Genomic DNA, 26,755 nt, shown 5'->3' with positions numbered 1-26,755 from the left:
GCCGGTCCGCGCACACGACGCGAGGATGCGGGTTTCCGCGAGGCGGGGGAGTGGGTCGAGACCGGCACCCGCCTGGCGCTCCGGACCGAGCCGGGGGCGTCCGGGGCCGGCTGCGGGTTTTGCTGGGTCAGGGGATGAGTGAGCGGTGTGTGGGTGCCAGTCTCAGTGTCCGGGGAGCTGCTGTCTGTTCTCTCTCAATGCCCGTGAGGATTTCCCGGGTGCGGGGGTGGGCCTGTATCTCGGCGAGGTGCCGCTGATGCGCGTGTTCGTCGGGGTAGGAGGTGAAGACGGCGGCGACGTTTTCCGCGGTGCGGACCGGCAGCCTGGCGAAGGTGTTGTGCGCGGTCTCGGTGGTCAGGGCGGCCAGTGGTGCGGGTCCTGTTTCGTGGAGGAGGGGCAGGAGGCCGTTGCGGATGAGCGTGATGCCCTCGGGCTCTCCGGGAGGGAAGGACCATACGGTGGCGGAGATGAACTCCTCCGGTGCCGGTGCCGGTGCCCCGGGTCGGGGCCGGTGTGAGGGGCGGACGGTGAAGCCGCTCCCGGCGGTCAGGGGCCGCAGCAGCAGGACGTCGTCGGAGTCGGTCATGGTGGCGTTGGCTCGGGGGCCGTGTTCGGCCCAGACGGGTCCGTCGTAGAAGGCTGCAAGCGCATGGTGTCGTACCGTCATGTCCTGGAACCCGCGCAGCCAGACGAAGCGGTCCGGGTCGTCGAGGTCGCGGAACTGGCCGAGTACGACCATTCCGGTCTCTTCCTGGGTCTCGATGAATTCCCGGTCGAAGAGTTCGATGAGTTCCTCACGCCGGCCGGGACGCAGCGTGTACTGGCGGAGCTCGATCACAGCAGGCTGACGGTCGGCGTCGGCGTCGGCGTGGGTGGGGGTGTGGGTGTGGGTGTGGGACACGGTGAAACTCCCGTCCGGGTGCTCTTCTCCAGGGTGTGTCACGTCCGGCTGGTTCGGTGGCAGCCGGACGTGTATGGACGCTAGGGGACCGGTGTGCCACCTGCTGTCAGGGTTTTCCGGGGAGAATGGCGTCCATGTCCGCTGGCCGGTTGCTGTCGCTGATGTTGTTGCTGCAATCCCGTGGCCGTCTCTCCGCACGCGCCATCGCCGGAGAGCTGGGGGTGTCCGTGCGGACCGCCTACCGTGACCTGGTGCGCCTGCAGGCCGCCGGGATCCCGGTCTACGCCGAGCCGGGCCGTGGGGGCGGCTATCAACTGCTCGAGGGCTATCGCACCCGCCTGACCGGAATGAGCGAGGGCGAGGCACGGGCACTGTTCTTCGCCTCACTGCCCGGCCCCGCCGCCGACCTGGGCCTCACGGCGGAGGTGACGGCGGCACGGCTGAAGCTCCTGGCCGCGCTGCCGGCCGGGCTGCGCGAGGAGGCGGCGCGGACCGCGGCGGTCTTCCACCTGGATGCCCCCGCCTGGTACCGGGAACCCGAACCGACCCCGCTCCTGCCCTTGTTCGTGGACGCGCTGCTCACCGGACGCGCGGTGGACGTGCGCTACCGCCGCTGGCGCGCACCGCAGGAGGTCGGCCGCCGCCTGTGCCCTTACGGTCTGGTGCTCAAATCCGGTGTCTGGTATCTCGTGGCCGCCGGGGGGAGCAGGATCGCCACCTACCGGGTCGCCCAGGTCCTCGAAGCGGTGCTGAGCGAGGAGCGGTTCGACCGGCCGCAGGGATTCGACCTGGGCGCGTACTGGACCTCCTACCTTGAGGATTTCCATGCCCGCCGCTGGACCGGCACCGCCACCATCCGCCTCTCTCCGCGGGGACGACGGCGCCTGCCGGACAACGTCCCCCCGGAGGTGGTGCGGGCAGTAGACTCCACCGCGGTCCCCGTCGGCGACGACGGATGGGTCGAGGCCGTCATCCCGACCGAGAGCACCGACCACGCCTGCGGCGAGCTGCTGCGGCTGGGTATCGACATCGAGGTCCTCGCACCGGCCGAACTGCGCCAGGCCATGACCGCCACCGTGGGCGCACTCGCCCGCGCCTACGGACTCCAAGACCAACATGGTCCACGACCACCACGCACCATGGAGGAAGAAACAGTGAAGCGCATCGGCATCATCGGAGCGGGCGAGATCGGCCGGGCCATCGTGACGGGCCTGTGCGACGGGGGCGACAAGTCGCCGGAGGTGTTCCTCTCCCCCCGGGGAGCCCGTACGGCCGCGGAGCTGTCCGCGCGCTACGAGGGCGTACAGGTCTGTGCCGACAACCAGGAGGTGGTGGACCGCTCGGAGTTGGTGATCATCGCCGTACGCCGTCAGGACCGGCACGGAGCACTCGCCGGCCTGAGGGTGGACGACGACAAGATCGTGGTCAACGTGATGGCCGGCGTCGCCAACGACGAGCTGCGCCGGACCCTGGCCACCGACGCCCCGCTGGTACGGGCCATCCCCCTGCCCGCCATACGCGAACGCCGCTCCGTCACGGTGACGTACCCGACGCACCCGGTGGTGGATCCTCTCTTCGAGTGCCTGGGCGGAGTGCTACCGGTCGCGGACGAGGCGGCCTTCAACGTCTTTTCCGCACTGACGGGGACGCTGACCACCCATTACTCCTATCTCGCCACGCTCACGTCGTGGGCTGCCGACCAGGGCATCGCCTCCGACCACGCCGACCGCTACATCCGCGGACTCTTCCAGGGCGTCGGCCGCGCCCTGAGCGACGAGACCCGCTCCCTGCACCAACTCGCCGCCGACCACGAGACTCCGAACGGAAACAACGAACGCATCCGCACCACGTGGTTCGGCCCGGCCAACTCCGAAGCCCTCCACAAGGCCCTCGACGGCCTCCTCGCCGATCTGACGTAGCCCCGGGCAAAGGGCTCGCACCCGAGCCCTCCGGCCGGCCCCGGGTCATCGTGGACGACATGCCGCACACCGTGCTGTGGCGCCGCGCGGCAGAGTCCCAAAGGCCGGCTCTTCAGGAGTTGGACTCCAGTGAGGGCTTTCGCGTCGCCAGGGGGGCCTTGGACCAGTCGGGCTCGCGGTAGTCGACCGATGCCGGCAGGGCGAAGAGAGCGACCAGGATGGACACCACGCATGCGGCCGTCATGTACCAGCCGAAGCTGATGTCATCGCCGGTCAGGTCGTGCAGCCAGACCGCGACCAGGCCGGCGGTCGAGCCGATCAGCGAGGTGCCGATGTTGAAGTTGAGCGCGGCCGCGCTGGAGCGCACCTCGGGCGGAAAGCTCAGTACATAGGCGATGTTCAGGGGCGCGGCCACCAGATTGTTGATGATGGTGAACACCACGACGGCGATGGCGGCAAGGACGATGGACTCGCTGTCGATGGCCATGAAAGTCGGCACGGTGAGCGCCACGAACAGGCCGTAGCCGACCAGCAGCGGCAGCCGGGCGCCGTAGCGGTCCGCGAGTACGCCGCCCCAGACGCTGGGCAGTGGCCCGACGGCATAGGTGAGCATGGAGGCCAGCAGCGCCAGCGAGGTGGGAAAGCCGGCAGTGATCAGGGCGGTGACGAAGTACGCCTGAATGGTGTACGAGCCGATGCGCTGGCCCGCGCCGAGGCCGATGGCCTTGAGCATGTCGCGCCAGTAGAGGCGCACCGCGTCCCTCAGCGGTGCCTGCTTCGTCTCGGCGGCGGCGATCTGGCGCTTCATCTCCTCGAACTCAGGTGTCTCATCGAGCCTGTTGCGGATGTAGAAGCCGACGGCCGCGATGGGGATGGCGAGCAGGAACGGGATGCGCCAGCCCCAGCTCTCGAAGGCCGACGCCGGCATGGTGACGATGAGCACGAAGGAGACGGCGGAGCCGAGCAGGGAGCCGACCGAGCAGGTGGCGTTCATCAGGCCCGCCAGGTAGTTGCGGCGGCGGCTGCCCGGTTCGTGTTCGAGCATGAACTGGGAGGCGGTGGTGTACTCCACGCTGGCGCCCAGCCCTTGGAGCACCCGGGAGAACAGCAGCAGGATCGGAGCGGCCGCGCCAATCGCCGCGTAGGTGGGCAGCACACCGATCCCGGCGGTGCCGATGCTCATCAGCAGGATGGTGAGAGTCAACACCGTCCGGCGGCCCCTGCGGTCGGCGAGCGGGCCGAGGAACAGGGCACCGAGCGGGCGGATGAAGTAGGACAGCGACACCCCGACATAGGTGGAGAAGAGCGCGACCGTCGGGTCGTCGGACGGGAAGAACAGCTTGGCCAGCACCGCCGCCAGGGTGCCGTACAGCGTGAAGTCGTAGTACTCGACGATGTTGCCGATCATGGTGGATGCGTACACCCGGCGGCGGGTGCTCTTCGCGGGGATGTCGGCGCCCATCAGCGTTCCTTGGGGGAGGTGCGGTGCCCGGGGTAGTGGCGTCCTGCGGTGCGACCGGAGATCTTGCCTGCTGCGAGGTCCCGGTCGATGGCCTCCGGGCTGCGATCCTCCGGACGGCCGTAGCCGCCCGCCCCCGCCGTCTCGATGGTCACGGTCTGGCCCGGCTGCAATACCGTGTATCCGTGGTCGACCGGCCGGGCGCCGTCGCTGAGGACGATGTTCGCGGTGGCTCCCCCCGTACCGCCGCACAGTCCCCACGGGTGGGACTTCTGCCGGCTGGTGTCCACCCAGAAGTGCACGTCGTCGCATTCCACGCGAACCCGCCGCCGGATGCCGAGGCCACCGCGGAACTCACCGGCGCCGCCGGAGTCGTCGATCAGCTCGTACGCCTCGATGATCAACGGGTACTCCGTCTCGAGGCTCTCCACCGGCAGATTGGAGGTGTTCGTCATATGCACCTGCACTCCGTCCAGCCCGTCCTTGGTGGCCCGCGCGCCGGAGCCGCCGCCGATGGTCTCCAGGTAGACGAACTCCTTTTCGGACAGCGGATTGTGTCCGGAGAAGTGCACGCCGGTGTTCGCACCATTGCTCGCCGCGGTGACCCGGTCCGGGACCGCGGTTGCCAGGGCACCATGGATCAGGTCGACGATGCGCTGGCAGGTTTCGCTGCGCCCGTTCACCGCCGCGGGGTAGCCGCAGTTCACGATCGAGCCAGTGGGCGCATCGATATGGATGGCCCGGTACATGCCGGCATTGGGCACGATGTCGGCGTCGATCAGGCTTTTGACCGAGTAGTAGACCGTGGCGTAGAGCGCGGTCCACACCACATTGACGCTGGCCCGCACCTGCGGCGGATTGCCCGCGAAGTCGAAGAAGACCTCGTCGCCGGCTACGCGCACGGCCACCCGCAGCTCCAGCTCCTCGTCCAGCTCCGGGCAGTCGAAAAGATCCGTGAACCGATAGGAGCCGTCAGGGATGGCGGTGATCGCGGCCCGGGTACGCCGCTCGGTGTAGTTGAGCAGCTCGTCCCCGGCACGCATCACCATGTTCCGGCCATAGCGGTGGCACAGCTCGCGGTAGCGCAGCACGGCGAGCCGGTTCGCCGACGCCTGCGCACGCAGGTCCGCGCGGCGCTCGTCCGGCACCTGGCAGTTGAGCAGGATCAGCGCGAGCAACTCGTCCTGCTGCACTCCCGCGCGCACCAGCCGCACGGGCGGAATGCGCAGCCCCTCCTGGAAGATGTGCGCGTGCCCGCGGTCACCGAAGTCGGCGTGGTGTGCCAGGGTGGCCGCCCACGCGGTGAGCTCGCCGTCCACGAAGACCGGGGTGGCCAGCACGATGTCCGGCAGATGTGAGCCGCCACCGTTGTACGGGTCGTTGCCGATGAAGACGTCGCCGTCCTCGATCTGTTCGACCGGGTGGCGTTCCAGAATGCTGCCGACAATGCCCATCAGCGAACCGAGGTGCAGTGGTGAGCCGCCCTCGTCCTGGGCGATTCCGTTGCCCGCGGTGTCGAACAGCCCGGCCGTGCAGTCACGGCGTTCCTTGATGTTGGTGGAGAACGCGGCCCGGACGAGGGTGCCGCTCATCTCCTCCACGACGGTCGCCAGTGCCGAGCCGATGACCTCGACCAGCACACCGTCCAGTTCCCGCTGTGTCGTCACGGTCAGACCCCTCGGGTTCGAATGATCAGGTTGCGTAGTTCGTCCACTTCGCAGGTCTCACCGGGCAGCAGCAGGGTGGTGCTGTCCATCTGCTCGATGACCGCGGGCCCTTCGAGGCGGTGTCCCACCTCGAGCCGGGCCCGGTCGTACACGGGGCAGTCCACTTCGGCGCCGGCCTCCTTCAGATGCACTCGGCGGCGGGTCGTGACGGCCTCGTCGGGTGTGCCGCCCCGGGGGGCGGAGCGCACCAGCTCGGCGCGGGAGACCGCGCCCACGGCCTGTGCCCGGAAGGTCACCGCCTCGACGGACTCCTCCGCCAGTTGGTAGCCGTACATCCGGTCGTGCGCGTCCCCGAAGTCCGCCAGCAGTTCGCGCACCGTGTCCACGGTGACCGGGCCGTCGTCCGGAAGGTCCACGCCGAGTTCGTAGTTCTGGCCGCGGTAGCGCATGTCCACGGCACGGGTGATGCTCCGGCGGGCGGGGTCGATGCCCTCGCTGTCGAACCATTGCGTCGCGCTCGCGACCAGCTCGTCCAGCACCTCGGACAGCTGATCGGCGGTGCCCTGGTGCACCGGCAGCCGACAGGTGCGCATGAAGTCGCTGCGTACATCGGTCATCAGCAGCCCCAGCGCGGACTGCGCGCCCGGGGTCTCGGGGACCACGACGGTGGTGCAGCCCAGCTCGGCGGCGAGCCGGGCCGCGTGCAGCGGGCCGGCCCCGCCGAACGGCACCAGCGCGTAGTCGCGCGGGTCATAGCCGCGGTGGACGGAGATCACCCGGATCGCCCGTGCCATGTTGGCGGTGACGACATCGATGATGCCCTGCGCGGTTTCCGGTACGGACAGACCGAGCCGCTCCGCCAGGCGCCCCACGGCGCGGTGGGAGGCATGGTGATCGATCTTGAGTTGGCCGTTGAGCAGATACTCGGGGTTGAGCACCCGCAGGACCACATTGGCGTCGGTGACGGTGGCTTCCTCGCCGTGGCCGTAGCAGGCCGGCCCGGGGAACGCTCCGGCACTGGCCGGCCCGACCCGCAGGTGCCCGCCGCTGTCGATCCACGCGATGGAACCGCCGCCCGCGCCCACGGTGTGGATGTCCAGCATCGGCGAGCGCACCGGACGTCCGTCGATCTCCAGACTCGCGGTGACCTTGGGCTCGCCGTTCTGCACCAGCGACACATCCGAGGAGGTGCCGCCCATGTCGAAGGTGATGACGTCGCCGAAGCCGGCCGCCGAGCAGATCGCCGCGGCGCCGACCACCCCGGTGCTCGGCCCGGACAGCACCAGCCGGACCGGCAGCCGTTCGGCGGTGACGAACGGGATGATGCCGCCGTTGGACTGGGTGACATGCGGTTCGCAGCGCAGCCCCGAGGCGGTCAGGGTGCCGCGCAGCCGTGCCAGGTAGTCGGCGACCACGGGGCCTATGTAGGCGTTGGTGACCACCGTGGACAGCCGCTCGAACTCGCGGAACTCCGGCAGCACCTCACAGGAGAGCGAGATGTGGGCGTCGGGCATCTCGGCGCGGATGATCTCGCCGATCTTCCGCTCATGGTCCGGCCGGACGTAGGAGTACAGCAGACAGACCGCGATGGCCGCCACGCCCTGTTCCTTCAGCACGCGCACGGCCTGGCGCACCTCGGCCGGGTCCAGCGGGATCTCCACCCGGCCGTCGTGCCGGACCCGCTCGGTCACCTCCAGGCGCAGATCGCGCGGCACGAAGGGGGCGGGCTTGTCGGCCTGTGCGTCGTACATGTCCGGGCGGCGCCCGCGGCCGAGTTCGAGCAGGTCCCGGAAGCCCCGGGTGGTGATCAGGCCCGTGGGCACGCCCCGCCCGGTGAGCAGCGCGTTGGTGCCCACCGTGGTGCCGTGGGCGAAATAGCCGACCTCGGCCATGTCCCGGCCGCCGATCTGGCCGAGCAGCTCGTGAAGTCCGCGCACGATGGCCCGGCCGGGGTCGTCCGGAGTGGACGAGACCTTGCGTACGTGGATCTGTCCGGTCGCCTCGTCATACGCGCACACGTCCGTGAAGGTGCCGCCGGTGTCCACACCGATTCTCAGGCTCATGGATGCCTTGCCTCGTGAGATGTCCAATGCGCCGGGATGCTGGTGGCCCGACCTTCATTCCGGGAACGTTCCCGGAAGAGTGGCGTCACTCTAGGTGGGCCTGATTCGCGGGGTCAAGACCCGCGCAGGCCCCTGTAGTGCGACGAAACATGTCGATAACGCAACGATCACGGCGCCGTCGTTTGACCGCTCTCGACGGCGATGCATATGGTCGGCACAGGAGATTCCGGGAACGTTCCCGGAGTGAGGGCAGGTTTCCGGACGGCGGTCCCGCAGCCGACGGACAAGGGAAGAAGAGGCATGACTTCCACAGCACAGGAGATTCGCGTCGCCGTTGTCGGCGGCGGCATTCTGGGCGTCTCCACGGCATACCGGCTGGCCCGGCGCGGCGCGGCCGTCACGCTGGTGTCGGACGGCGCTCTGGCCGGGGGAGCCTCCGGGCGCTCGCTCGCCTGGCTGAACTCCGCCGCCGTCCGCTCGCCCGAGTACCACCGGCTGCGGGTGCTGGGCATCGACCGCTACCGCACGCTGGCCGCCCGCGAGCCCGGCCTGGACTGGCTGCGCTTCGACGGCGGGCTGGCCTGGGGTACGGCGGAGCAGGAGGCGGATTTCCGTGAGCGGCTCGCCCACCAGAGGGCCAACGGCTACGAGGCGGACTGGCTGAGCCCCGCGGAGATCGCGGGGGTGACGCCCGGTGTCAATCCGGCGGCGGTGCCGGGATGTGGAGCGATCTTCAACCCGGGCGAGGGCTGGGTGGACCTGCCGCCGCTGATCGAGCTGCTGGCCGAGGAGCTCACCGGACTCGGCGGCGAGGTCGTCACCGAAGCGGGGCCGGCCACCGTACGGACCGCGGGCGGCCGGGTGACCGGCGTGACCACCCGGTCCGGGCTGAGCTGGGACGGCGACGCGGTGGTCCTGGCCACCGGCGCCAGCACACCGGCCATGCTGAGCAGGCTCGGTGTGTCTCTCGGCGACCGCACTCCCATCTCGCTGCTGGTGCGCACCGAACGGGTGAACGCCCCGCTGCGCGCCGTGTTGAACACTCCGCGCGTATCGATCCGGCCCACCCCGGACGGCGCTTTGGTACTGGACTCGGGATGGTCCGAGGAGGAAATCGTGCGGCATGAGGACGGCACCTTCGAGGTGCGTCAGTCCACCGTGGCGGGCCTTCTCGCCGAGGCGTCAGCCGTGCTCGCGGGCACGCCCAGGCTCCCGCTCCAGTCCTATGCGGCCGGTCCGAAGCCGATTCCCGCGGACGGTGAGCCCGTGTTCGGACGCCTGGAGGAGATCGCCGGCTGCCATGTCGCGTTCACCCACAGCGGTGCCACCCTCGGCCTGATCGCGGGCGAGCTCCTGGCCGACGAGATCGTCACCGGCCGCCCGCACCCGCTGCTGTCCGCCTTCCGGCCGGGGAGGTTCCGCCGATGACCATCCGTACCGCGATCATCGGCTTCGGTACGGCGGGCCGGGTCTTCCACGCCCCCTTCGTCGCCGCTGATCCGCACTACGCGCTCAGCGCGGTCGTCACCCGGGACGAGGGCCGCCGGGCGGAGGCCGTCGCCCGGTATCCCTCCGCGCGTGTACTGCCGGATGTGGACGCGCTGCTGACGTTGGCGGCCGACGAGGACTCCTTCGTAGTGCTGCGGCACGACTCGGGAGTGCACTCGTACCTGTGGATGAACGGTCTGGCGGCTCAGGTCGGCCCGCGCTTTCATGTGCTGGGCTCGCGGGGCGCGTACACCAAGTACGGGCTGGACCCACAGCTGGACCCACAGGAAGCGGCACTCAAGGCCGGTGCCGCGCCCACCGACCCGTCGTTCGGCGGTGAACCGGAGCCGGCGTGGCGGCTGCTGGGCATCGACGGCGCGGCCCGGCCCGTACCGACGCTGGCCGGCAGCTATGCGCAGTTCTACGCCCGGCTGGCCGATGCCCTGCTCTCCGGCGGACCGCTGCCGGTGGACCCGCGGGAGGCGGTCCGGGTGATCGAGCTGGTGGAGCGGATCCATCAGCGATCGGTGGTTCAATGTGGTCCGGCCGCGCGGCCGACCGCGTGACGGGTAGGGGAGGGAGGTGGGAGCTGTCGTGACACGGCCCGCTCAGCAGTCCGTCACCATCGTCGATGTGGCGAAGGCCGCAGGGGTGTCGAAGTCCACGGCCGGGCGCGCGCTCACCGGTGCCGGCGAGGTCAGCGCGCGGACCAGGGAGAAGGTCGCCCGGGTAGCGGCGGAGCTCGGCTATCGGCCCAACGGTGTGGCCCGCAGCATGATCACGGGAAACACCGAGACAGTGGGCGTCGTCATCCCGGACATGAGCAACCGGTTCTTCTCCGCCGCACTGCAGAGCATCGCCCGAACGATCCGTCAGCACGGTTATGAGTTGCTGGTCAGCAGCACCGAGGGCGAGCCCACGCTGGAACGCCGGTCGGTGGAGGTGCTGGCCACCAAGCGGGTGGACGGGCTGATCGTGGCACCTGTGGGCGGGGCCGACACCCACCACTTGAGGCAACTCGCCGAGAGCGGCACCGCGCTGGTCCTGCTGGACCGCCCGGCTCCGAAGATCACCGGAGCGAGCTTTGTCTCCGTCAACAACATCGAGGCGTCCCGGCTGGCAGTGAACCATCTGATCGGGCTGGGGCACCGTCATATCGGGATCATCAGCGAGGCGCGGTACGACGCCGCGTCGGCCGGGGACGCGGTTCCCGCCCCCACCGTCGACCGGCCCAGCACCCTGCGGCTCGCCGGCTATGTGCGGGCGATGGCCGACGCGGGTCTGACAGTGCGGCCCGAGCACGTCGCGCACAGCGCCTACTCCAGCACGGCCTCCTATGCGGCGACCCGCAGGCTGCTCCAGACCACGCCCCGGGTCACGGCGATCTACTGCACGGACAATGTCCTGTCCGTCGGCGCGTTCGCGGCCCTGCAGGACAGCGGGCGGCGTTGTCCGCAGGAGGTGTCGTTGATCGGTTTCGACGACCATGAGTGGGCACCCCTGGTCCGGCCGCGCCTGACCGTGGTGGCCCAGCCGACGGAGGACATCGGGGTCACCGCCGCGGAGGACCTGCTGGCCGCCATCGCCGACCCCACCCGCGAACCGGCGACCCGTCTGCTGCCCGCGCGGCTGATCACCAGGGACTCCACCGCGTCCCCGGACCACCCCGGCTGACCTCCCATCGCCCGCCCGGCCCGCTGCGGGGTGGCGCGGGATCGATGCATTTTGGCGGCGGTCTGCGTGGGCGGCGGCGGCCCGGAGGCGGCGCAAGACATCGCCGCGCTTGGACATCACCCAGGTCGCCGACCCATCTAACGGACCGCAGGCGGTCTCATCCTGCTGCTCGGTCGCCGTGGCGACGGGGTCGATGCGTAGGACGTAGCCGGAGTGGCGGATGTAGCGGGTGGGGTTGTTGTACTCGGCCGTGGTGATCGTCGTGATGCCGCAGTGCTTGGAGTTGACGGGCTGGGTGTAAGTCCTCTGGTCGAGCGCGGTCCAGGTGCCGGAGGCGAGGTCGGTGCTCCGCCAGGCGTAGAAGAGACCGTTGGGGGTGTAGGTGTCTCCCCACAGGGGTGGTGTTGGGGGTTATCGTGGTGTGTGGCGGCAGGCTCTGGTGGGTTGCCTGCCGCGCGGCGGTGGGGCTCGCCGTATCCGAACTGCAGCAGTGTTGCCGCCAACGGTCCCTGCTTGTGATGACACGTGCCGACGGTTTGTGGGTGCGCCGCACGAGTAGGAGAGGTATGTCCCCTCGATTCCCGGTCCTCATGTGGCTGGGTCAGGTGCCCTTTTCGCTGGAGGGTTGGTGTCTGCTCGGTGGTCTGCTGCGCCGTTGCATGGGTGGTGGCCGGTGGTGGCTGTGTGGTGGCGGGTGTGTTGATGGTGGTGGCCACCGGAGTGTGGGCGGTTCACTGGCTGGTGTATCCGTTTTTCGGTACGGGTGTGCTGGGTGGTTTCACCACGTTTTCCGCTTGTGTGGTCGATGTCTGGCATCTGCTCCGGGGGGGGTATGTGTGTACGGGTCTGGCCTGTCTGGTGCTGAATGTGGCCGTGGTGCTGGCCGCGGTGTGGTGTGGGGCTGCCGTGACCTGTGGCCTGGCCGTGTGGAGGCGGGGATGACGGGGCTGGCCGGGGCGGGCGTCTGCCGCGGTGTTGAGGGCTTCCGTGCCGAGAGGGGTGCGGCGTTCTTTGTCGAGCGCCGACATCGCCGCCGACATCGCCGTCGGCGTGGTCGCCGGCCTGGGGGCCGTGTTCACCGGTGCCGCTCTTGCGCGGGCCGTCTGGGTTTGACTGTCCAGGGCCGCTGTGCCGGGGCTTGAACTCTGGCCACAACGTAGAACGGGGAAGTGGGGAATTGATGAGATTCGGAATACACCTGGGGCTTCCGTACACGACGCCGGCCGAGGTCAGGGATCTTGCGCAGCAGATCGAGGATCTGGGCTTCGACTGGATCTCGATCTTCGATCACATGTACTCGAGTAATGGTACTTCTGATCGTCACTGCCTTGAGGCGGTGGCGATGCAGACGTTCTTGGCGACGGTCACGAAGCGCCTACGGATCGGCTGCCTGGTGTATGTGGCCGGTTATCGCCCGCCGGGCACGCTCGCCAAGTCGGTTGCGACGATGGATCACATCAGCGGCGGCCGGATCACCCTCGGGCTCGGCGCCGGATGGAACCGCAGAGAGTTTTCTTCATTTGGGCTGCCGTTCCTTCCCCCGGCCGAGCGCAGTGACCAGCTGGAAGAGTATGTCGCGGTGGTCCGGTCGCTCCTGGTCGGGAGTGGGCCGGTTACCTTCGCGGGTTCGCATTTTTGTGTGGAGGCGGCTGTGTGTGAGCCTCGGCCTGTGCAGTCGCGGTTGCCGATCTGGATAGGTGGCACTGGTGAGCGGCGGACGCTGCCGATGGTTGCCCGGCTGGCGGATGGCTGGAATGCGCCGTTTCTGTCTCCTGAGGCGTGTGCGAAGAAGCGGATGATACTGGCGGAGGCCTGTGAACGTGTCGGCAGGGACGTCAGTGAGGTCACGTGTTCGGTCAATATCGGTCTGGCCTGGTCGGAGGAGTCGCTGGTCGGTCAGTTCGGCCGCCGTGCGGATGACATCCGCAAGGCGACGCTGTTCGGCAGTCCACAGGAGATGAGTGGTCTTATCGAGCGCTATCGGGAGGCCGGGGTGGATCAGTTGAATATCTCGCTGCGGGCAACGGCGTCGCAACGGGCCGGGGGGCGAGTCCATGATGCTGAGGGGCTGACTCGTCTGGCGGATTTCCTGCCGCTGGAGTCGTTGCGCACCGGATCCACCGGTCGGTAGCGGCGGGTGGTTTGGTGTTTTGGGTTGTGGTGTTCTTGTGGGTGGGGGATGGGTTTGGGTAGGCTTTTGGGTGGTCCTCTTCGTAGTGTTTCCGGTGTTTTTGGTGGCTTCTCTGATTGGGGATGGGGTGGGGATGGTGGGTGTTGGTGATGTGAGGAGTGGTGGGCGGCCGTTGGTTGATCCGGTGTCGTTGTTCCGTCTTCGGGAGGGTGTTTACGCCACTGATTTGCTTATTGTGGCGATTGCGGAGCTTGATCTTTTTACGTGGGTCGGTCGGAGGGGTCGGGTGTGTGTGGTGGAGGTGGGGGAGGAGTTCCGGCTTGATCCCCGGGCGCTTGATGTGTTGATCACTTATGTTGTGGCTGTGGGGTTGATGGAGCGTTGTCCGGGTGGGGAGGTGCGGTTGACTCCGTTGGCTGCGGAGTATCTGGTTGCGGGTTCGCGGTGGGATATGCGGGCGTATTTCGGTTCTTTGAGTGAGCGTCCTGGTTGTGTGGAGATGTTGGCTGCTCTGCGTACGGGGGAGACTGCTTCGTGGTCGAGTTCTCCTGGTGATGGCCGGGACTGGTCGGACCGGCTGGTTGATCCGGGTTGGGCGGGTCGTGTGGTGGCGGCCATGGATTCGCGTGGTCAGTTTCTGGCGGGGGAGTTCGCTGCGGCTCTGGACGGGCTGGGGGATGTCGGGCGGTCGTTGGACATCGGTGGTGATTCGGGGGTGTATTCGTGTGCTCTGGTCGATCGCAGGCCTGGGTTGCGTGCGTCGGTTCTGGAGCGTTCGCCGGTGGATCGGATGGCCCGTCAGCTGCTGGCGGAGCGTGGTTATGCGGGGCGGGTGGACGTCATCACGGGTGATATGTTCAGCGGTCCGTTGCCGGGTGGGTTTGATCTGCATGTGTATTCGCATGTTCTGCATGACTGGTCCGGGGAGCAGGTCCGTGGTCTGTTGGCGGCTTCTTTTGCTGCGCTGGAGCCCGGTGGCTGGATTGTTGATCATGATGTGCATATCAATGCGGATAAGACGGGTCCGCTTCCTGCGGCCGAGTATTCGGTGATGATGATGCATGGGACGCGGGGGAAGTGCTGGGCGGTCTCGGAGTTGGGGGCGATGCTTGCCGGGAGCGGGTTTGTCGGTGTCCGGTGTGAGGGGACCACGGGTGACCGGAGTGTGGTCGTTGCGCGGAAGCCGGCCGGGTGAGGCGGCGGGGGGCGTTTGGGCGGGGGATGGCGTCGGCGGGGCCGCCGGCGGGGGTGTCGGGGGGGTCCGTCGGTGGTGTCTATGCGCGGCGTGCGGCTGTTGCCAGCATGGTGGGGGCGGTGTTCGAGTGGTATGACTTCTATCTGTATGGCATAGCCACTGCGCTGGTGTTCAACAAGGTTTTCTTCACGGCTCTTGATCCGGCGGTGGGTCAGCTGGCTGCTTTTGCCACGTATGCGGTCGGTTTTGTGGCCCGTCCGCTGGGGGCGGTGTTCGCCGGGCAGATAGCGGACCGGCACGGCCGGCGGCGTGTGCTTATCTTGTCTTTGGTTGTCATGGGTGTGGTCACTACTTTGGTGGGGGTGCTGCCGACTTACCGCCAGGTGGGTGTGGCGGCGCCGGCGGCGTTGGTGTTCCTGCGTCTGGTGCAGGGTCTGGCGGCGGGGGGTGAGCAGGGCGGGGCTGCGGTGTTCATGGTGGAGCATTCCGGGGCGCGGCAGCGCGGTATGTGGGGCAGTCTGGCGACTTCTGGGGCGGGGCTGGGGCTGCTGTTGGCTTCGGGTGCATTTTTCCTGCTGCAGCACTTCGTCAGCACGGCACAGATCATGGGCGGTGCCTGGCGTATTCCGTTTCTGGTCAGTCCGGTGCTGATCGTGGTCGGGCTGGTCATCCGGGCAAAGGTTCCGGAGCCGGAGGTTTTTGAGCGCACTCATCGGGTGACGCGGGGCAGGCCGCGTGTTCTGGCCGATCTCCTGTGCAATCACCGCAGGCAGCTTGTGCTCGGTATCGGTCTGCGGATCTCGCAGACCACCGCGTCGTATTTCTATACCGTCTTCTCGGTGTATTACGTCGGTGTGGTGCTGGGGAAGACGTCGTCGGTCGGGTCGGCTTCGGTGGCGGTCAGTTCGGCGTTGAGTCTTTTCAGTGCTCCTTTGTGGGGTGTGGTCTCGGACCGGACGGGGCGCCGCCGCTCGTATCTGTTCGGTGCTGTCGGCAGTGCGTTGTTCCTTGTGCCTTTCTTCCTTCTGGTCGATACACGGTCGCCGGTGCTGATCGGGGTGGGTGTGGTCTGCGGGCTCAACGTCTTCCATGACGCGATGTCCGCGCCTCAGCCGGCCTGGCTCAGTGAGCTGTTTCCCACTGTGGTGCGGGGTAGTGGTGTGGGGATGAGCTATCAGATCGGTGCGGTGCTCGGTGGTGGGATCCTGCCGCTTGTGGCGGCGTTCCTGCTGATGGCCGGCTCCGGCCGGCCGTGGCTGATCGTCGCCTATTTCGGGGCGTTGTCGGTACTGACGGTGACAGCGGCCTGCCTGGCCCCGGAGACGGGTGCCCGGACGCTCGAACCGCTGGAGCAGGCCAGAGTGTGAGCCCCCGGGGGGCTGGCCGTCTCCGGGACCGCGTGCACGCCGTCCGCCGGGTATGCTCCCGTGCTCCCGTGCTCCCGTGCTCCCGTGCTCCCGTGCTCCCGCTGCGGCGGGCGGCGGTCTCATGCCCGCGCGTGCGGCCAGCACACCGCCCCGCCCTCGCAGCCCGGGGACCGCGGCCCCGGGATCAGCCCGGGGTCCGCGGGCCCGAAGACCGTGCCCGGGGACCGCATGTCCGGGTTCGGCCCGGGGTGATGGCGATTCCTGAAAGTGGCCAGGGACGCTCCTCGCCTCACATCGTTGGCGCTGACGCAGCTCGCTTGTTCTGCACGACGACGAGAAGGACGGGTCCCGCTGCCCCGCCAGCCCCGACTTGGACGGCCGCGCGGTGGCGGTGGGCCTTTCCTGAGGCGCCGCGACTGCCGCAATCTGAGTGCCGTGCCGGCTGCGCGCGCCGGAATACCAGGTGTGTGCGGCCGCGACCGTCATCTACCGTGCCTGGCATGCGCGTCGTTTTCACTAAAGGTCCCGGTAGGAGTTACGGCATCGCCGTGCATCGCGAGACCGGTGCCGTGCTGGCCCCGCGCAACGGGCCCGGCGGGCATGGCTATCTTCCGCACGACCTGGTGCACTTCCTCGTCGAGGCGGAGGCGGGCATCAAGCTCGGGGTCTATGGACGGCTGGCCGCTGGCGACAACGGTATGTTCTGGCCCGCCGGCCGCGTGGAGCGCGCCAAGGCCGCTCGGCGCCGCAAGTCGAAGCGAAGCAGGCCGTCCCTCCAGGCGAAGGCCGACATGGCCATGTCGGAGGAGCTGGCGGGCATCGCTGTACCCGTGTGGGAGGTACGGCACGGCCACGCGCGGGAGCTTCCTGCATATGTCACGGCGGGGGAGATCCCCCCGGTGGTCGGCCGGATCGTGTCCCGGTTCGACGATTACGCCCACCACTGGCACACGCTGCCGGTCGGAGGTTCGCTGACCTTGACGTGGTGACGCTGGCTCAGTCCGTTAATCCATCTGCCCCTCATTGGATGGGGAGATCACCAGAGCAGGTCTGTTTCATCCCTGAGCGGCAAGTGGGGAAATCCACGGCTCTGTCCGCAGTTTCGTGAAGGCCATGGCTGAGGAACCGACGGAATCCGTTGACCTGCTGAAACGCAGATCACGCTGTGCGGAGGTCACGCGTTGACGTGTGGAGATTCCCGGTGAGCCTTCGACGAGCTTCGCCGGGCCATCCCAGGCCCACGCATGGGGACCGCAACCCGCCCTCCACCACGACTGCGGAGGCCCACCGGGCTCTCGCGCTCGCTACCGGGTTCATGCACCAGGGGCGGGCCGAGGTCCCCGGTGGAGAAGCAGACCGATGAGTTCTTGTTCCACGGGTCGTCTGCCTATGTGACCGCATCGCGCGACCGAGGAGAAAAAACCCGTGATCGACCTGAAGCCAGTCTGCCGCCAGATGATCGACGTGTTGGCAGGTGTGAGCAATGAGCAACTCACCAGTCCTACGCGCTGTACCGAATACACCGTCCATGACCTCATCCTCCACGTTGACGGGGCTTCTCAGGGATTCATCGGCATAGCTCGCAAGGACGCTGACACAGCCGCCGCTGAGCCGTCTGCGGCGAACCTTGGCGACGACTGGCGGGTAAGCATCGTCGAGAACGTGCGTGCACTCGGCGACGCCTGGCACGACCCGGCGGCCTGGCAGGGCAGGACCGACGCCGCGGGCGTCGATCTGCCGAATGACACATGGGGGAGGATCGCGCTCACCGAGATAGTGGTGCACGGCTGGGACATCGCCAGGGCCACCGACCAGCCCTTCGACCTCCCCGACGACACGCTGCGAGCCTGCTACGCCCACGTAGCCGCATTCGTCCCGAACGCTCCCGTCGAGGGCTTGTGGGGCCCGGCCGTCGAGGTCCCCACCGAGGCTTCGCTCCTCGACCGGATCGTGGCCATCACCGGTCGGCGCCCGTAGCGGCACCGGCGGCAAGTCCCGCCTGCTGATCGCTTTGGGCACCGAGGCGGCGATGCACGGCTTCCGCGTCCGTTACGTGCTGGCCACCAAGCTCCCGCGTTCCCGCCGCTGACCTGGGGATTCACGGACCTGCGGACAGAGCCGAATCCACATATCGCCATCGGGGGACCGCGGGCCCGAAGACCGTGCCCGGGGACCGCGGGCCCGGGGACCGCGGGCCCGGGGACCGTGCCTGGGGACCGGATGTCGGGGTTCGGCCCGGGGGCCGCGGGGCCGGGGTCCGTATGTCGGGGGTCGGCCCGGGGTCCGCGGGCCCGGAGGCCGTGCCTGGGGTCCGGGGGCCTGGAGGGCCGTATGTCTGGGGGTCTGCGGGTCTGGGGGTGTGGGGGTGTGGGGTGGTTTCATTGAATTGTTCGAATGTTGTGTTGGGGAGTGATGTGTCTGGTGTAGGTTGACGCGCGGCTTGATCTATGTGGTCAAGGGGCTGCGTGGCAGCTGGGTGTGAGCAGTACGGGGGGTAGGTTTGTTAGCGGACGTGTCTGTTCGGGCTTGTTTGTGTTGTCTCTTCCCGGGGGCGGGCGGTTCTGGCGCGGGTGTGCGGCCGTGGATCTGAGTGCGGTGTGTCTTCCCGGTGGTGTGCGTGCGGTGGGGCGTGCTGCGGCTCTTCCGCGGCGGGGGTGGGATGCGCTGACGGGTGTGTCGGATCTGTTTCTGACGACTCGTTGGCTGGATGTGGTGGAGAGTACGGCCGGGGTTCCTATGGCTTATCTGTGGGTTGAGCGTGGGGGGCGGCCTGTTGCGGGGCTGGCTACTGCTCTGGCGGGGGTGGAGGCGCCGTGGCCGTTGGGTCGTCCCGATTATGTTCTGGAGAAGAGTGTTGCGGCGGGGTTGCCGTATGCGGCTGATTTCCTCGGTGGTCTGTCCGGGGAGCCGACTGCGGCTTTGATGCCGTCGCTTCTGGCGGGTGGGCGTCATCTGGGTAATACGCGTGTGTTGTGGGGGGAGCAGGCGTCGGCCGGTGATGTTGACAGGCTTGTGGCTGCTGCGGAGAGTCTGGCCCGGACGGCCGGTGCGGTCAGTGTTGCTTTTCTGCATGTGGATGAGACGGATCGCGGGCTGAGGCGTGTTCTGGCCGGTCGTGGCTACCGGTTTTACACTTCGGGGCGTTACAGCTCGCTGCGTGTGCCGGCGGATGGGTTCTCCGGGTATCTGGCGGGGTTTGCGCGTAAGCGGCGTGTGTCCATTGCTGCTGAGCGTCGCAGGGTGCGTGAGCAGGGGTGCCGGGTTTCGGTGGAGCCTTTCGGCGGGGCTGATCTGGTTCGTTTCGCTTCGCTGGAGGCGGAGTTGATGCGCAAGTACGGTATCGGGTGGCGGGAGGATCAGTCGTTGCCCACCTATGCCGGGATCCGGGACCGGTTCGGTGAGGATGCGTTTGTGCTCGTCGCCCGTGCCGGCGGGCTGGTCCGGGGGTTCGCGTTGATTCTGCGGCACCGTGGTCACTGGTATGCGCGGCAGAGCGGTTTCGACTACGCCTACCAGCAGAACAAGCGGTTGCCGCTGTATTTCGAGTTGCTGTATTACCGGTTGGTGGAAGAGGCTGCCGCGGCGGGTGTGACCACTGTCTACTACGGACATGGCAGTGAGGAGACCAAGCGTTCACGCGGGTGTGTGGCCACTGATCAGTTCTGCTATGTGCTGCGCCTGTGAGGGCGGGTTGCCTTGAATTATTCATTACACCGAAGGGGCCGGTGTGCCGCACAGTAACGAGCGATGTGTGTTCGTGGTTGTCGAGAGTTTCATGGGTGCTTTGGGGCGTACTCCGCTGCATGCGGCGCGTGCGCAGGGGCTGCATGTTGCGTTCGTGACTCGTGATGTCTCCCGTTACACGCCCGGCCGTGAGGCCGGTGAGGCGTTCGGGGGGTGTGTGGACGATGTGATCGAGGCGGATGTGCGTGACAGTGCCGCGGTGGTTGCGGCTTTGGACCGGGTCTACCGGCGTGGTGAGCTGTGTGGTGTCTATACCACGCTTGATCATTATGTGCCGGTTGTGGCGGAGGTTGCGCGTGTGCTGGGTCTGCCGGGTCTGGATCCGGTCGCGGCCGGTGTGTGCCGTAACAAGCTGGAGATGAGGCGGGTGGCCGAGGCGGGTGGTGTGGGTGTGCCCGCGTGGGGCTGGGCCCGTTCGGAGCGGGAGGCGGTGACGGCGGCGGGGCGTGTCGGGCTGCCGTGTGTGGTCAAGCCGATGACGGATGGCGGGAGTCTGGATGTCAGGCTGTGCCGTACCCGGGGGGAGGTGGCCGCGCAGTACCGCTGGATTGCCTCGCGTCCGACCGATTATTTCGGCGGGCGGCGTGTTCCCGGGGTGCTGGTGGAGGAGTACCTCATCGGGTTCGAGGCGAGTGTGGAGTGTTTCACTTTCCGTGGTGAGCGCACGCTGCTGGGGGTGACGGACAAGAGGCTCGGTGGGCATCCCTACTTTGTCGAGGCCGGTGAGCTCTTTCCTTCGCTTCTTCCGGGCAGTGTGCAAAAGGAGTTGGTCGGTACGGCGTTCGCTGCTCTGGATGCGGTCGGGCACGATTTCGGGTGTGCTCATACCGAGGTCAGGATGACCGCTTCCGGTCCTAGGCTGATCGAGATCAATGCCCGGATGCCGGGGGGGCAGATCACCCGGCTGATACGGGAGAGTACGGGGCTGGATGTGCAGCGTGAGCAGGTGCGGATGCATACCGGCAAGGAGCCGGATTTCACGTTGCGCGCGCTGGGTGCTGCGGCGGCGCGGTTTGTCTCGGCGCCGCGGAGCGGGGCGGTGCGCGCGGTGCATGGCGGGGATCTGGTGCGGCGTGTCCCGGGGGTGGTGGAGGTGGACTTGCATGTGGCGCCGGGGGATGAGGTGCGGATCCCGCAGAACAGTGTCGATCTGTTGGGCAGTGTCGTGGCGTGCGGTCAAAACGGCGGTGAGGCTCTGTTGAGGGCTGATGCGGCGGTTGGCCAGATAGGGATCGAGGTGGAGTGATGGCGCGGGCCGCTGCTTCTTTGGAGGCCTATCCGTGGACCGGGCGGACGATGGTGGAGCTTTTCGCCGAGGCGGTCCGTAAGGATCCTGACCGGATGGTGGTGGAGGGCGGCGGGACCGGTATGACGCTGGGGGAAGTCGACCGCCGCAGCGCTGGGGTCGCGGGCGAACTCGTCGCGGCCGGTGTCGGGGTCGGCGATGTGGTTGCCGTGGTGCTGGACCGCAGTGTGTATCTGCCGGCCGCGCTGCTGGGGGTGATGCGCAGCGGTGCCGCGTTTGTGCCGGTCGATCCTGACTATCCGGCGCAGCGGCGTGTGTATATGCACGGGGATGCGGGTGCGCGGGCGACGGTGACGGTGAGCCGGTTACGCGGCGAGGTGGACGGTACCGGCCCGGTGGTCCTCCTCGATGCCCCCGCCGGCGGGGTCGCGCGGGGGGCTCTGCCCGTTGTGCGTCCCGCCGATCTGGCCTACATCATGTACACCTCGGGTTCCACCGGGCGTCCCAAGGGTGTGGAGATCGCCCATCAGGCGTTTGCCAAGGGTGTGCTGGTGATGGCCTCGGTGGTCGGTCCGCGCGGCGACGATGTCTGGCTGTCGGTCACCTCTCCTTCCTTCGATCCGAGTCTGCTGGATCTTTTTCTTCCTCTGCTGACGCAGGGACGCGTTGTCATCGCGGACAATGATCAGGTGGTGGCGGGGGATGCGCTGCATGCTCTGCTGGTTCACAGCCGGGCGACGGTGTTGCAGGCCACTCCGCTGACCTGGCGGATGCTGCTCGCGGACGGCTGGGCGGGGCGGCTGCGGCTGGCTTTGTGTGCGGGTGAGGTGATGCACCCGGCTCTGGCGAGGGCTCTGTACGAGCGGTGCGGGGAAGTGTGGAATGCCTACGGGCCGACCGAGACCACCATCTATGCCAGTGCGTATCGGGTCGGCCCGCAGGAGGCGGGGGTGGTTCCCGTGGGGCGGCCGCTGCCCGATACGCAGGTGCGTGTGCTGGGTGAGGATCTGGCCGGGGTGGAGCAGGGGGAGAGCGGGGAGCTGTGGATCGGCGGCGCGGGGGTGGGTGTCGGTTATCGCGGGCGGCGGGAACTGACGGCGGATCGTTTCCGCACGCTGCCGGGTGATCCGCCCGGACAGCGGTTCTACCGGACCGGCGATCTGGGCCGCCGGCGGGTGGACGGGACGATTGAACTGTTGGGGAGGGCGGACGACCAGGTCAAGATCAGGGGGCATCGCATCGAGCCCGGCGAGGTGGAGAACCAGCTTGTGGAGCACCAGGGTGTGGAGAGCGCCGTGGTGGTGCCGCGCACCGTCCCCGGGGCGGCCGGTGTGCAGCTGGTCGCCTATGTCCGGCCCGCCGGAGGGGGTGAGATCTCCGCGCGGCGGCTGCTGGACTTTCTCGCCGCCCGGCTTCCGAAGTACATGGTGCCCTCGTTCGTCGTCCAGGTCGCGCAGTGGCCGCGTACCGCCACCTACAAGATCGACCGCAGCCGGTTGCCGGACCCGGGCACGGCCGCGGACCGGACCCGGCCGGGTTCGGCTCCCCTGACGAGAACCGAGCGGGCACTGGCCCGGCTGTGGGAGATGGTGCTGGAGGGCGGGCGGGTCTGCCGTGAGGACGACTTCTTCGCCCTGGGCGGGCATTCGCTGCTGTCGATGCAGCTGGTCGCCCGCATCCGTGAGGAGATGGGGGTGGCGGCCACGGTACGTGACCTGATCGATGCTCCCGTCCTCAAGGATCTGGCCGAGCGTATCGACCACGCGCCGGTGGCGGCCGGGGTGCCGGTGGCGGCCGGGGTGCCGGGGCTGTTCCTGCCCCTCTCGCCGGAACAGCATCTGCGTCTGGCCAGGGAGCAGCGGCGGCGGGAGCAGGGGCTGGGCCCCGGCACCCATAATGTCTCCCTGGCGTGCACGGTCCGGGGCCCCTTGGACCTGGAGGTGCTGGAGCGGGCCCTGACCGATGTGGTCGGCCGTCACGAGGCGCTGCGGGCACGGTTTTTGCAGGATGACGCCGGCGCCGCGGTCCAGGAGATCGCTCCGGTTTCCCTGGTGGGCATCCGCCGGGAGAGCGCACCGCCGGGGCAGGAGATGCCGTCACCGGCGGTCCTCCGTGTGGCCAACGAACCTTTCGATCTCGGCTGCGGTCTGCTGCTGCGGGCGGCCCACTGGGCCTGCGGGGAAGAGGGGGGTGTTCTGCTGCTGGTGTGCGATCACGTGGTCACCGACCTGGTCTCGATGGCCGTCATCATCGATGACCTGCGGCGTGCCTATGCCGCGCGGCTCGCCGGCGCGGCAGTGCCGTGGGAGGGCCCGGACCCGGCCTACCGGGCCTTCCTCCTCGAAGAGGCGGCGTGGCTCTCCTCACCGCAGGCCGGTGAAGCCCTGGCGGCCTGGCGTGCGCATCTCACCGGTGAGGCACCGTACTGCCTGCTGCGGGGCCTGTCGCGGCCCGCTAAGAGGGCGGCGCACGAGCCGCTGGCCGGATCGATGACGGTGTATCTGCCGGCCACGGTCACCGGCCGGCTGGCGGCTGTGGCCGGTGAACACGGTGCCTCTCTGGCCCATGCCCTGCTGGCGCTGGTCGCCATGGGCCTGTCCCGGATGACCGGTCAGGAGCGCATCGGGGCGATCATTCCCATGGCCAACCGTGAAGCGGCAGGCTCGGACCGGCTCGTCGCCTACGCCGCACACGGTCTGCCGGTCCACCAGGACATCGCCGGCGCGGCGTCCTTCACCCATCACATCGAGCAGGCCGCGCAGCGGACGATGGAGGTCCTGGCCCGCCAGCGCCTGGCGCTGGCGGAAGTCATACGCCGGCTGGACCCCGGAGCGTGGGGCGCACCGCCCTCCCTTCCGTATGCGATGGTCAATTTCATCGCGGCGGATCTGCTCAATGCCTCGCTCACCCCGGTACTGGACCGGGTGCGCATGTCCCCGCTGAGTGTGGGGGCCACCGAGCCGGCAGCTCCGGTCATCGTCGAGCTCCTGGAGACCCCGGAGCGCCTGAGTGTGCACATTGTTCATGACCGCAGGTTCATCGAGGACACCGATGCCCGGCGCCTGGCCGGCCTGCTCATCTCTTTGGCCACGGCGGCGGCGGCCGCACCGGAGGCGACCGTCGCCGAACTGCTGGCCGCTGAGGGAAACCAGAGGTGAGCACGGCACAGGCCACGGACGCGGACAGTCCGGCGCGTATCCTGCCCCGCGGACCGGGAGTGGTGTGGTTCGGCGCCTCAGGATTCGTCAACGCCTTCGGTACCGGGTTCTTCTACCCCTTCGCGCTCCTGTTCTTCGCCCAGCTGTCGGGCCTGTCGCTGAGCACGGTGGGGGCGGTGCTCACCATCACCGCGCTTGCCGCGCTGCCGGGACTGCCTGCCGTCGGTGTGCTCATCGACAGGTTCGGGCCGCGCCGGGTGCTCATCGGGGCGGCTGTGCTGCGCGCCGGCTGCTTCGTGGGCTTTGTCTCGATGCACGGCATTGTGCCGCTTGCTGTGTTCAACATCGCTTTCGCCGTGGGCAACCGTGCCGAACAGGCCGCGGTCCTGCCTCTTGCGGTGGGGCTGGCCGGGGAGGGGCAGGCGGGCCGGTGGCTGGCTCTGTCCCGGGTGGTCTTCAACGCCGGCATCGGGGCAGGCGCTCTGGTGGCGGGGCTGCTGGTGGTGGATTCACCCTCGGGATTCGCCGTGCTCGGCGTGGCCAACGCGGCCAGTTTCGCCCTGACGGCCCTGCTTTACCTGCGGCTTTCCCCCCGGGTACCGCCTACAGAAGCCGCGGCGCGGGAGGCGGGGGGCGCCGTGCGCGGCCGCCCGTGGCGCGATACCCCCTTTCTGTACGTAGCGGGCGCCAATGCTGTCCTGCGGACATCGATTCTGGTGGTGGAGACCGCGCTGCCGGTCTTCGTCCTGCGTGAACTGGCCCTGCCCCCATGGACGGTGAGCCTGCTCTTCATCGTCAACACCGCCTTGCTCACGCTGCTGCAACTGCCCGTCAGCCGCTTCCTGGAACGTTTTTGTCCCGGTCCGGTACTGGCTGTGGGAGGGTGCGCCTTCGCCGCGCTGTATGTGACGGTGGTGGTGGTCGGGTCCGCTCCCGGTCCGGTCCGGCTCTGGGCCCTGCTGGCGGCCATGACCGTGTACACGCTGGGGGAGATGGCGGTCTCGCAGGCCGGTCTGGTGATGCTGACAAGTCTTCCTCCGCAGCCCGAGCTGGGCAGCTACATGGCCTTCAACCAGCTCTTCGCCGGGGTGGGTGCCGCGCTTGCCCCGTTTGTGGCCGCGGTTCTGCTGGAGAGTTTCCCGGCTGTGCTGTGGTGGGCTCTGACCGCGATGAGTGTCCTGGCGGCCCTGCTCATCCTCCGCCTCCCGCGGCGTTTGACCGCACAGCCGGGGGAGACCATCTCCGGGTGAGTGTCACCGGAGGAGCCCGGGGCCACCGGGTTTCTCCCGCCACCGGCTGAATCGGGGGTTCGGCGCCGGCGGACAGCTCCCTTCCCCTCTCCTGCCACCACCCCGCCCCCCCCGGGGGGGCGCCGCGCGACTGTGTTCCGACGCACCAGGAAAACAGGAGGTTCTTCCATGACAGGCAGGCCACGGCACATGCATCTCTTTCTCGTCATCGGCAACGTCGGCCAGCATCATGGCGCGTGGCGCGAGGCGGGCAGCGGCATCGAACTGGCCGACTCGGTCGATTTCCACGCCGAGGTGGCGCAGCGGGCCGAGGCCGCGAAGCTGGATGCCGTCTTCATCGCCGACCACCTGGCGATGCTGGGCCGGGAGGCGCACGCACCGGCGCAGCATCTGGAACCGGTGACCGTGCTCTCCGCCCTGGCCATGGTCACGGAATCGATCGGTCTGGTGGGTTCTGCCAGCACGACGTTCAACGAGCCCTTCAACGTGGCGCGCCAGTTCGCCTCACTGGACCATCTCAGCCGGGGCCGGGCCGGCTGGAACATCGTGACCTCGGCGTTCGGCGAGGAGAACTTCGGCTCCGCCCCCCTCCCCTCGCACGCCTCCCGCTACGAACGCGCCGGGGAATTCGCGGAGGTGACCAAGGCACTGTGGCGCAGCTGGGACGCCGACGCCTTGGCGGCGGACCGGGAATCGGGGGTGTATGCCAGGTCGGAGAGGGTGCATCCGGTCAACTTCCGGGGCAGACACCTGACGGTGGCCGGGCCACTGAACATTCCCCGGCCGCCGCAGGTGCACCCCGTGCTGGTGCAGGCCGGGACGTCCGCCGACGGCATGGCCTTCGCCTCCCGGCATGCCGAGGTCGTCTTCTCGGCGCATCAGGGACTGCCCATGGCCAAGCGCTACTACGACGAGATCAAAAGCGGTGCCAAGCGGCTGGGCCGCGACCCGGACTCGATCAAGGTCCTGTTCGGCCTGAGCCCGATACTCGGTGACACCCACAGCGACGCCCGGGAGCGGCAGCACGCCCTGGCCGGCCTCCTCAACACCGGCTACGCCAAACAGCTGGTGGCCTTCCAGCTCGGCGGGATCGATCTGAGCGCCTACGGTCTGGATGAGAAGCTGCCGCTGGAGGTCCTGCCGGATCCGGGGACGATCAACCGCAGGCAGGGCCGCTTCGATCTCTACCGGCAGTTGATCGAGGACGGGGAGACCCTGCGGCGTCTGACCGAGATCGAGGCCACCGCGGCGGGGCTCCAGGTGGCCGTCGGCGACGTGGAACACATCGCCGACGAGATGATCACTTATTTCGAGGCCGGCGCGGCCGACGGCTTCATCCTCATCCCGCCCTCGCAGCGGGTGGACGGACGCCGTCTGCTCAGCGAGGTCATCCCCCTGCTGCAGGAGCGGGGGTATGCCCGCGCGGCCTACCGGGGCACGACCCTGCGCGAGCATCTCGGCCTCGCCCGGCCCTGAATGCCACCGGTGCCCGG

The 26,755-nt window shown here is 68.4% G+C and carries 19 protein-coding genes and 2 pseudogenes; 16 read left to right on the top strand and 5 right to left on the bottom strand.

The features are described 5' to 3' along the window. Positions 1-127: 127 nt before the first annotated feature. Positions 128-838: an NIPSNAP family protein gene (locus tag J2Z30_RS43395; RefSeq protein ID WP_044582604.1), complete on the bottom strand. Its 711-nt coding sequence runs from the start codon at positions 836-838 to the stop codon at positions 128-130. 197 nt (positions 839-1,035) lie between these two features. On the opposite strand from J2Z30_RS43395, the gene J2Z30_RS52285 reads away from it, so the two are divergent. Beyond that, positions 1,036-2,820 (top strand): WCX domain-containing protein, encoded by a 1,785-nt coding sequence (locus J2Z30_RS52285; RefSeq protein WP_078957223.1) that lies wholly within the window; start codon positions 1,036-1,038, stop codon positions 2,818-2,820. A gap of 112 nt (positions 2,821-2,932) precedes the next feature. Here the strand turns inward: J2Z30_RS52285 and J2Z30_RS43380 are convergent, their stop codons facing one another. From J2Z30_RS43380 to J2Z30_RS43370, 3 genes are read right to left on the bottom strand one after another with little or no spacing between them, the layout of a single operon-like run. Continuing rightward, positions 2,933-4,282 carry an MFS transporter gene (locus J2Z30_RS43380; RefSeq protein ID WP_044580586.1) on the bottom strand — a complete coding sequence of 450 codons (1,350 nt, stop codon included), beginning with the start codon at positions 4,280-4,282 and terminating at the stop codon, positions 2,933-2,935. Beyond that, complete coding sequence (locus J2Z30_RS43375; protein WP_308280255.1) at positions 4,282-5,946, bottom strand: hydantoinase B/oxoprolinase family protein; 1,665 nt, start codon at positions 5,944-5,946, stop codon at positions 4,282-4,284. The genes J2Z30_RS43380 and J2Z30_RS43375 overlap by 1 nt, the downstream gene beginning before the upstream one ends. Positions 5,947-5,948: 2 nt before the next feature. Next, positions 5,949-8,009: a hydantoinase/oxoprolinase family protein gene (locus J2Z30_RS43370; RefSeq protein ID WP_044580588.1), complete on the bottom strand. Its 2,061-nt coding sequence runs from the start codon at positions 8,007-8,009 to the stop codon at positions 5,949-5,951. Between the two features lie 300 nt (positions 8,010-8,309). Between J2Z30_RS43370 and J2Z30_RS43365 the strand changes: the two genes are divergently transcribed. From J2Z30_RS43365 to J2Z30_RS43355, 3 genes are read left to right on the top strand one after another with little or no spacing between them, the layout of a single operon-like run. Then, positions 8,310-9,437 (top strand): NAD(P)/FAD-dependent oxidoreductase, encoded by a 1,128-nt coding sequence (locus J2Z30_RS43365; RefSeq protein ID WP_044580589.1) that lies wholly within the window; start codon positions 8,310-8,312, stop codon positions 9,435-9,437. Continuing rightward, positions 9,434-10,063 (top strand): Gfo/Idh/MocA family oxidoreductase, encoded by a 630-nt coding sequence (locus J2Z30_RS43360; RefSeq protein WP_044580590.1) that lies wholly within the window; start codon positions 9,434-9,436, stop codon positions 10,061-10,063. The genes J2Z30_RS43365 and J2Z30_RS43360 overlap by 4 nt, the downstream gene beginning before the upstream one ends. A gap of 28 nt (positions 10,064-10,091) precedes the next feature. Then, positions 10,092-11,171, top strand: a complete 1,080-nt coding sequence (locus tag J2Z30_RS43355) for a LacI family DNA-binding transcriptional regulator (RefSeq protein WP_044580591.1) — start codon at positions 10,092-10,094, stop codon at positions 11,169-11,171. Between the two features lie 189 nt (positions 11,172-11,360). Here J2Z30_RS43355 and J2Z30_RS50395 read toward each other — a convergent pair. Beyond that, positions 11,361-11,567 (bottom strand): annotated as a pseudogene (locus J2Z30_RS50395) (alpha-L-arabinofuranosidase); the annotation flags it as partial. 129 nt (positions 11,568-11,696) lie between these two features. On the opposite strand from J2Z30_RS50395, the gene J2Z30_RS51980 reads away from it, so the two are divergent. The 12 genes and pseudogenes from J2Z30_RS51980 to J2Z30_RS43295 all read left to right on the top strand — a co-directional run bounded on the left by J2Z30_RS51980 (position 11,697) and on the right by J2Z30_RS43295 (position 26,738). Further along, complete coding sequence (locus tag J2Z30_RS51980) at positions 11,697-12,113, top strand: fluoride efflux transporter FluC (protein ID WP_345665209.1); 417 nt, start codon at positions 11,697-11,699, stop codon at positions 12,111-12,113. Between the two features lie 238 nt (positions 12,114-12,351). Beyond that, the gene (locus J2Z30_RS43345; protein ID WP_052701970.1) at positions 12,352-13,302 is read left to right on the top strand and encodes a TIGR03619 family F420-dependent LLM class oxidoreductase; all 951 of its coding nucleotides are present in this window, start codon (positions 12,352-12,354) and stop codon (positions 13,300-13,302) included. Between the two features lie 70 nt (positions 13,303-13,372). Further along, complete coding sequence (locus tag J2Z30_RS51525; protein WP_078957224.1) at positions 13,373-14,497, top strand: methyltransferase; 1,125 nt, start codon at positions 13,373-13,375, stop codon at positions 14,495-14,497. Between the two features lie 26 nt (positions 14,498-14,523). Beyond that, entirely contained in the window at positions 14,524-15,864 is a 1,341-nt protein-coding gene (locus J2Z30_RS43335; protein WP_052702183.1) for an MFS transporter, read from the top strand. A 500-nt stretch (positions 15,865-16,364) separates the two neighbouring features. Next, positions 16,365-16,853, top strand: a complete 489-nt coding sequence (locus J2Z30_RS43330) for a hypothetical protein (protein WP_044580592.1) — start codon at positions 16,365-16,367, stop codon at positions 16,851-16,853. 436 nt (positions 16,854-17,289) lie between these two features. Beyond that, complete coding sequence (locus J2Z30_RS43325; RefSeq protein WP_044582719.1) at positions 17,290-17,841, top strand: TIGR03086 family metal-binding protein; 552 nt, start codon at positions 17,290-17,292, stop codon at positions 17,839-17,841. Then, a pseudogene (locus tag J2Z30_RS43320) lies at positions 17,840-17,935 on the top strand (IS21-like element helper ATPase IstB); the annotation flags it as partial. The gene J2Z30_RS43325 and the pseudogene J2Z30_RS43320, both read left to right, overlap by 2 nt. A 602-nt stretch (positions 17,936-18,537) precedes the next feature. Then, positions 18,538-19,548 (top strand): GNAT family N-acetyltransferase, encoded by a 1,011-nt coding sequence (locus tag J2Z30_RS43315; RefSeq protein ID WP_308280254.1) that lies wholly within the window; start codon positions 18,538-18,540, stop codon positions 19,546-19,548. Positions 19,549-19,615: 67 nt separating this feature from the next. Further along, complete coding sequence (locus J2Z30_RS43310; protein WP_052702219.1) at positions 19,616-20,854, top strand: ATP-grasp domain-containing protein; 1,239 nt, start codon at positions 19,616-19,618, stop codon at positions 20,852-20,854. 50 nt (positions 20,855-20,904) lie between these two features. After that, positions 20,905-24,012 (top strand): non-ribosomal peptide synthetase, encoded by a 3,108-nt coding sequence (locus tag J2Z30_RS43305; protein ID WP_052702217.1) that lies wholly within the window; start codon positions 20,905-20,907, stop codon positions 24,010-24,012. Positions 24,013-24,074: 62 nt separating this feature from the next. Then, the gene (locus J2Z30_RS43300; protein ID WP_308280253.1) at positions 24,075-25,262 is read left to right on the top strand and encodes an MFS transporter; all 1,188 of its coding nucleotides are present in this window, start codon (positions 24,075-24,077) and stop codon (positions 25,260-25,262) included. A 168-nt stretch (positions 25,263-25,430) separates the two neighbouring features. Further along, entirely contained in the window at positions 25,431-26,738 is a 1,308-nt protein-coding gene (locus J2Z30_RS43295; RefSeq protein WP_052702216.1) for an NtaA/DmoA family FMN-dependent monooxygenase, read from the top strand. The last annotated feature ends 17 nt before the right edge of the window (positions 26,739-26,755 follow it).

Origin of the sequence: Streptomyces iranensis (assembly GCF_017874715.1) — a bacterium.
Lineage (GTDB): Bacteria > Actinomycetota > Actinomycetes > Streptomycetales > Streptomycetaceae > Streptomyces > Streptomyces iranensis.
The sequence above is the reverse complement of the archived record's forward strand: the minus strand, read 5'-3'. Positions and strand labels throughout refer to the sequence as shown.

What these genes read in the sequence shown, in the direction of transcription:
- J2Z30_RS52285 (WP_078957223.1), top strand. Translation starts at nt 1,036, where the DNA reads ATGTCCGCTGGCCGGTTGCTGTCGCTGATGTTGTTGCTGCAATCCCGT.
- J2Z30_RS43380 (WP_044580586.1), bottom strand. Translation starts at nt 4,282, where the DNA reads ATGGGCGCCGACATCCCCGCGAAGAGCACCCGCCGCCGGGTGTACGCA.
- J2Z30_RS43370 (WP_044580588.1), bottom strand. Translation starts at nt 8,009, where the DNA reads ATGAGCCTGAGAATCGGTGTGGACACCGGCGGCACCTTCACGGACGTG.
- J2Z30_RS43365 (WP_044580589.1), top strand. Translation starts at nt 8,310, where the DNA reads ATGACTTCCACAGCACAGGAGATTCGCGTCGCCGTTGTCGGCGGCGGC.
- J2Z30_RS43360 (WP_044580590.1), top strand. Translation starts at nt 9,434, where the DNA reads ATGACCATCCGTACCGCGATCATCGGCTTCGGTACGGCGGGCCGGGTC.
- J2Z30_RS43345 (WP_052701970.1), top strand. Translation starts at nt 12,352, where the DNA reads ATGAGATTCGGAATACACCTGGGGCTTCCGTACACGACGCCGGCCGAG.
- J2Z30_RS43335 (WP_052702183.1), top strand. Translation starts at nt 14,524, where the DNA reads ATGGCGTCGGCGGGGCCGCCGGCGGGGGTGTCGGGGGGGTCCGTCGGT.
- J2Z30_RS43330 (WP_044580592.1), top strand. Translation starts at nt 16,365, where the DNA reads ATGCGCGTCGTTTTCACTAAAGGTCCCGGTAGGAGTTACGGCATCGCC.
- J2Z30_RS43305 (WP_052702217.1), top strand. Translation starts at nt 20,905, where the DNA reads ATGGTGGAGCTTTTCGCCGAGGCGGTCCGTAAGGATCCTGACCGGATG.
- J2Z30_RS43295 (WP_052702216.1), top strand. Translation starts at nt 25,431, where the DNA reads ATGACAGGCAGGCCACGGCACATGCATCTCTTTCTCGTCATCGGCAAC.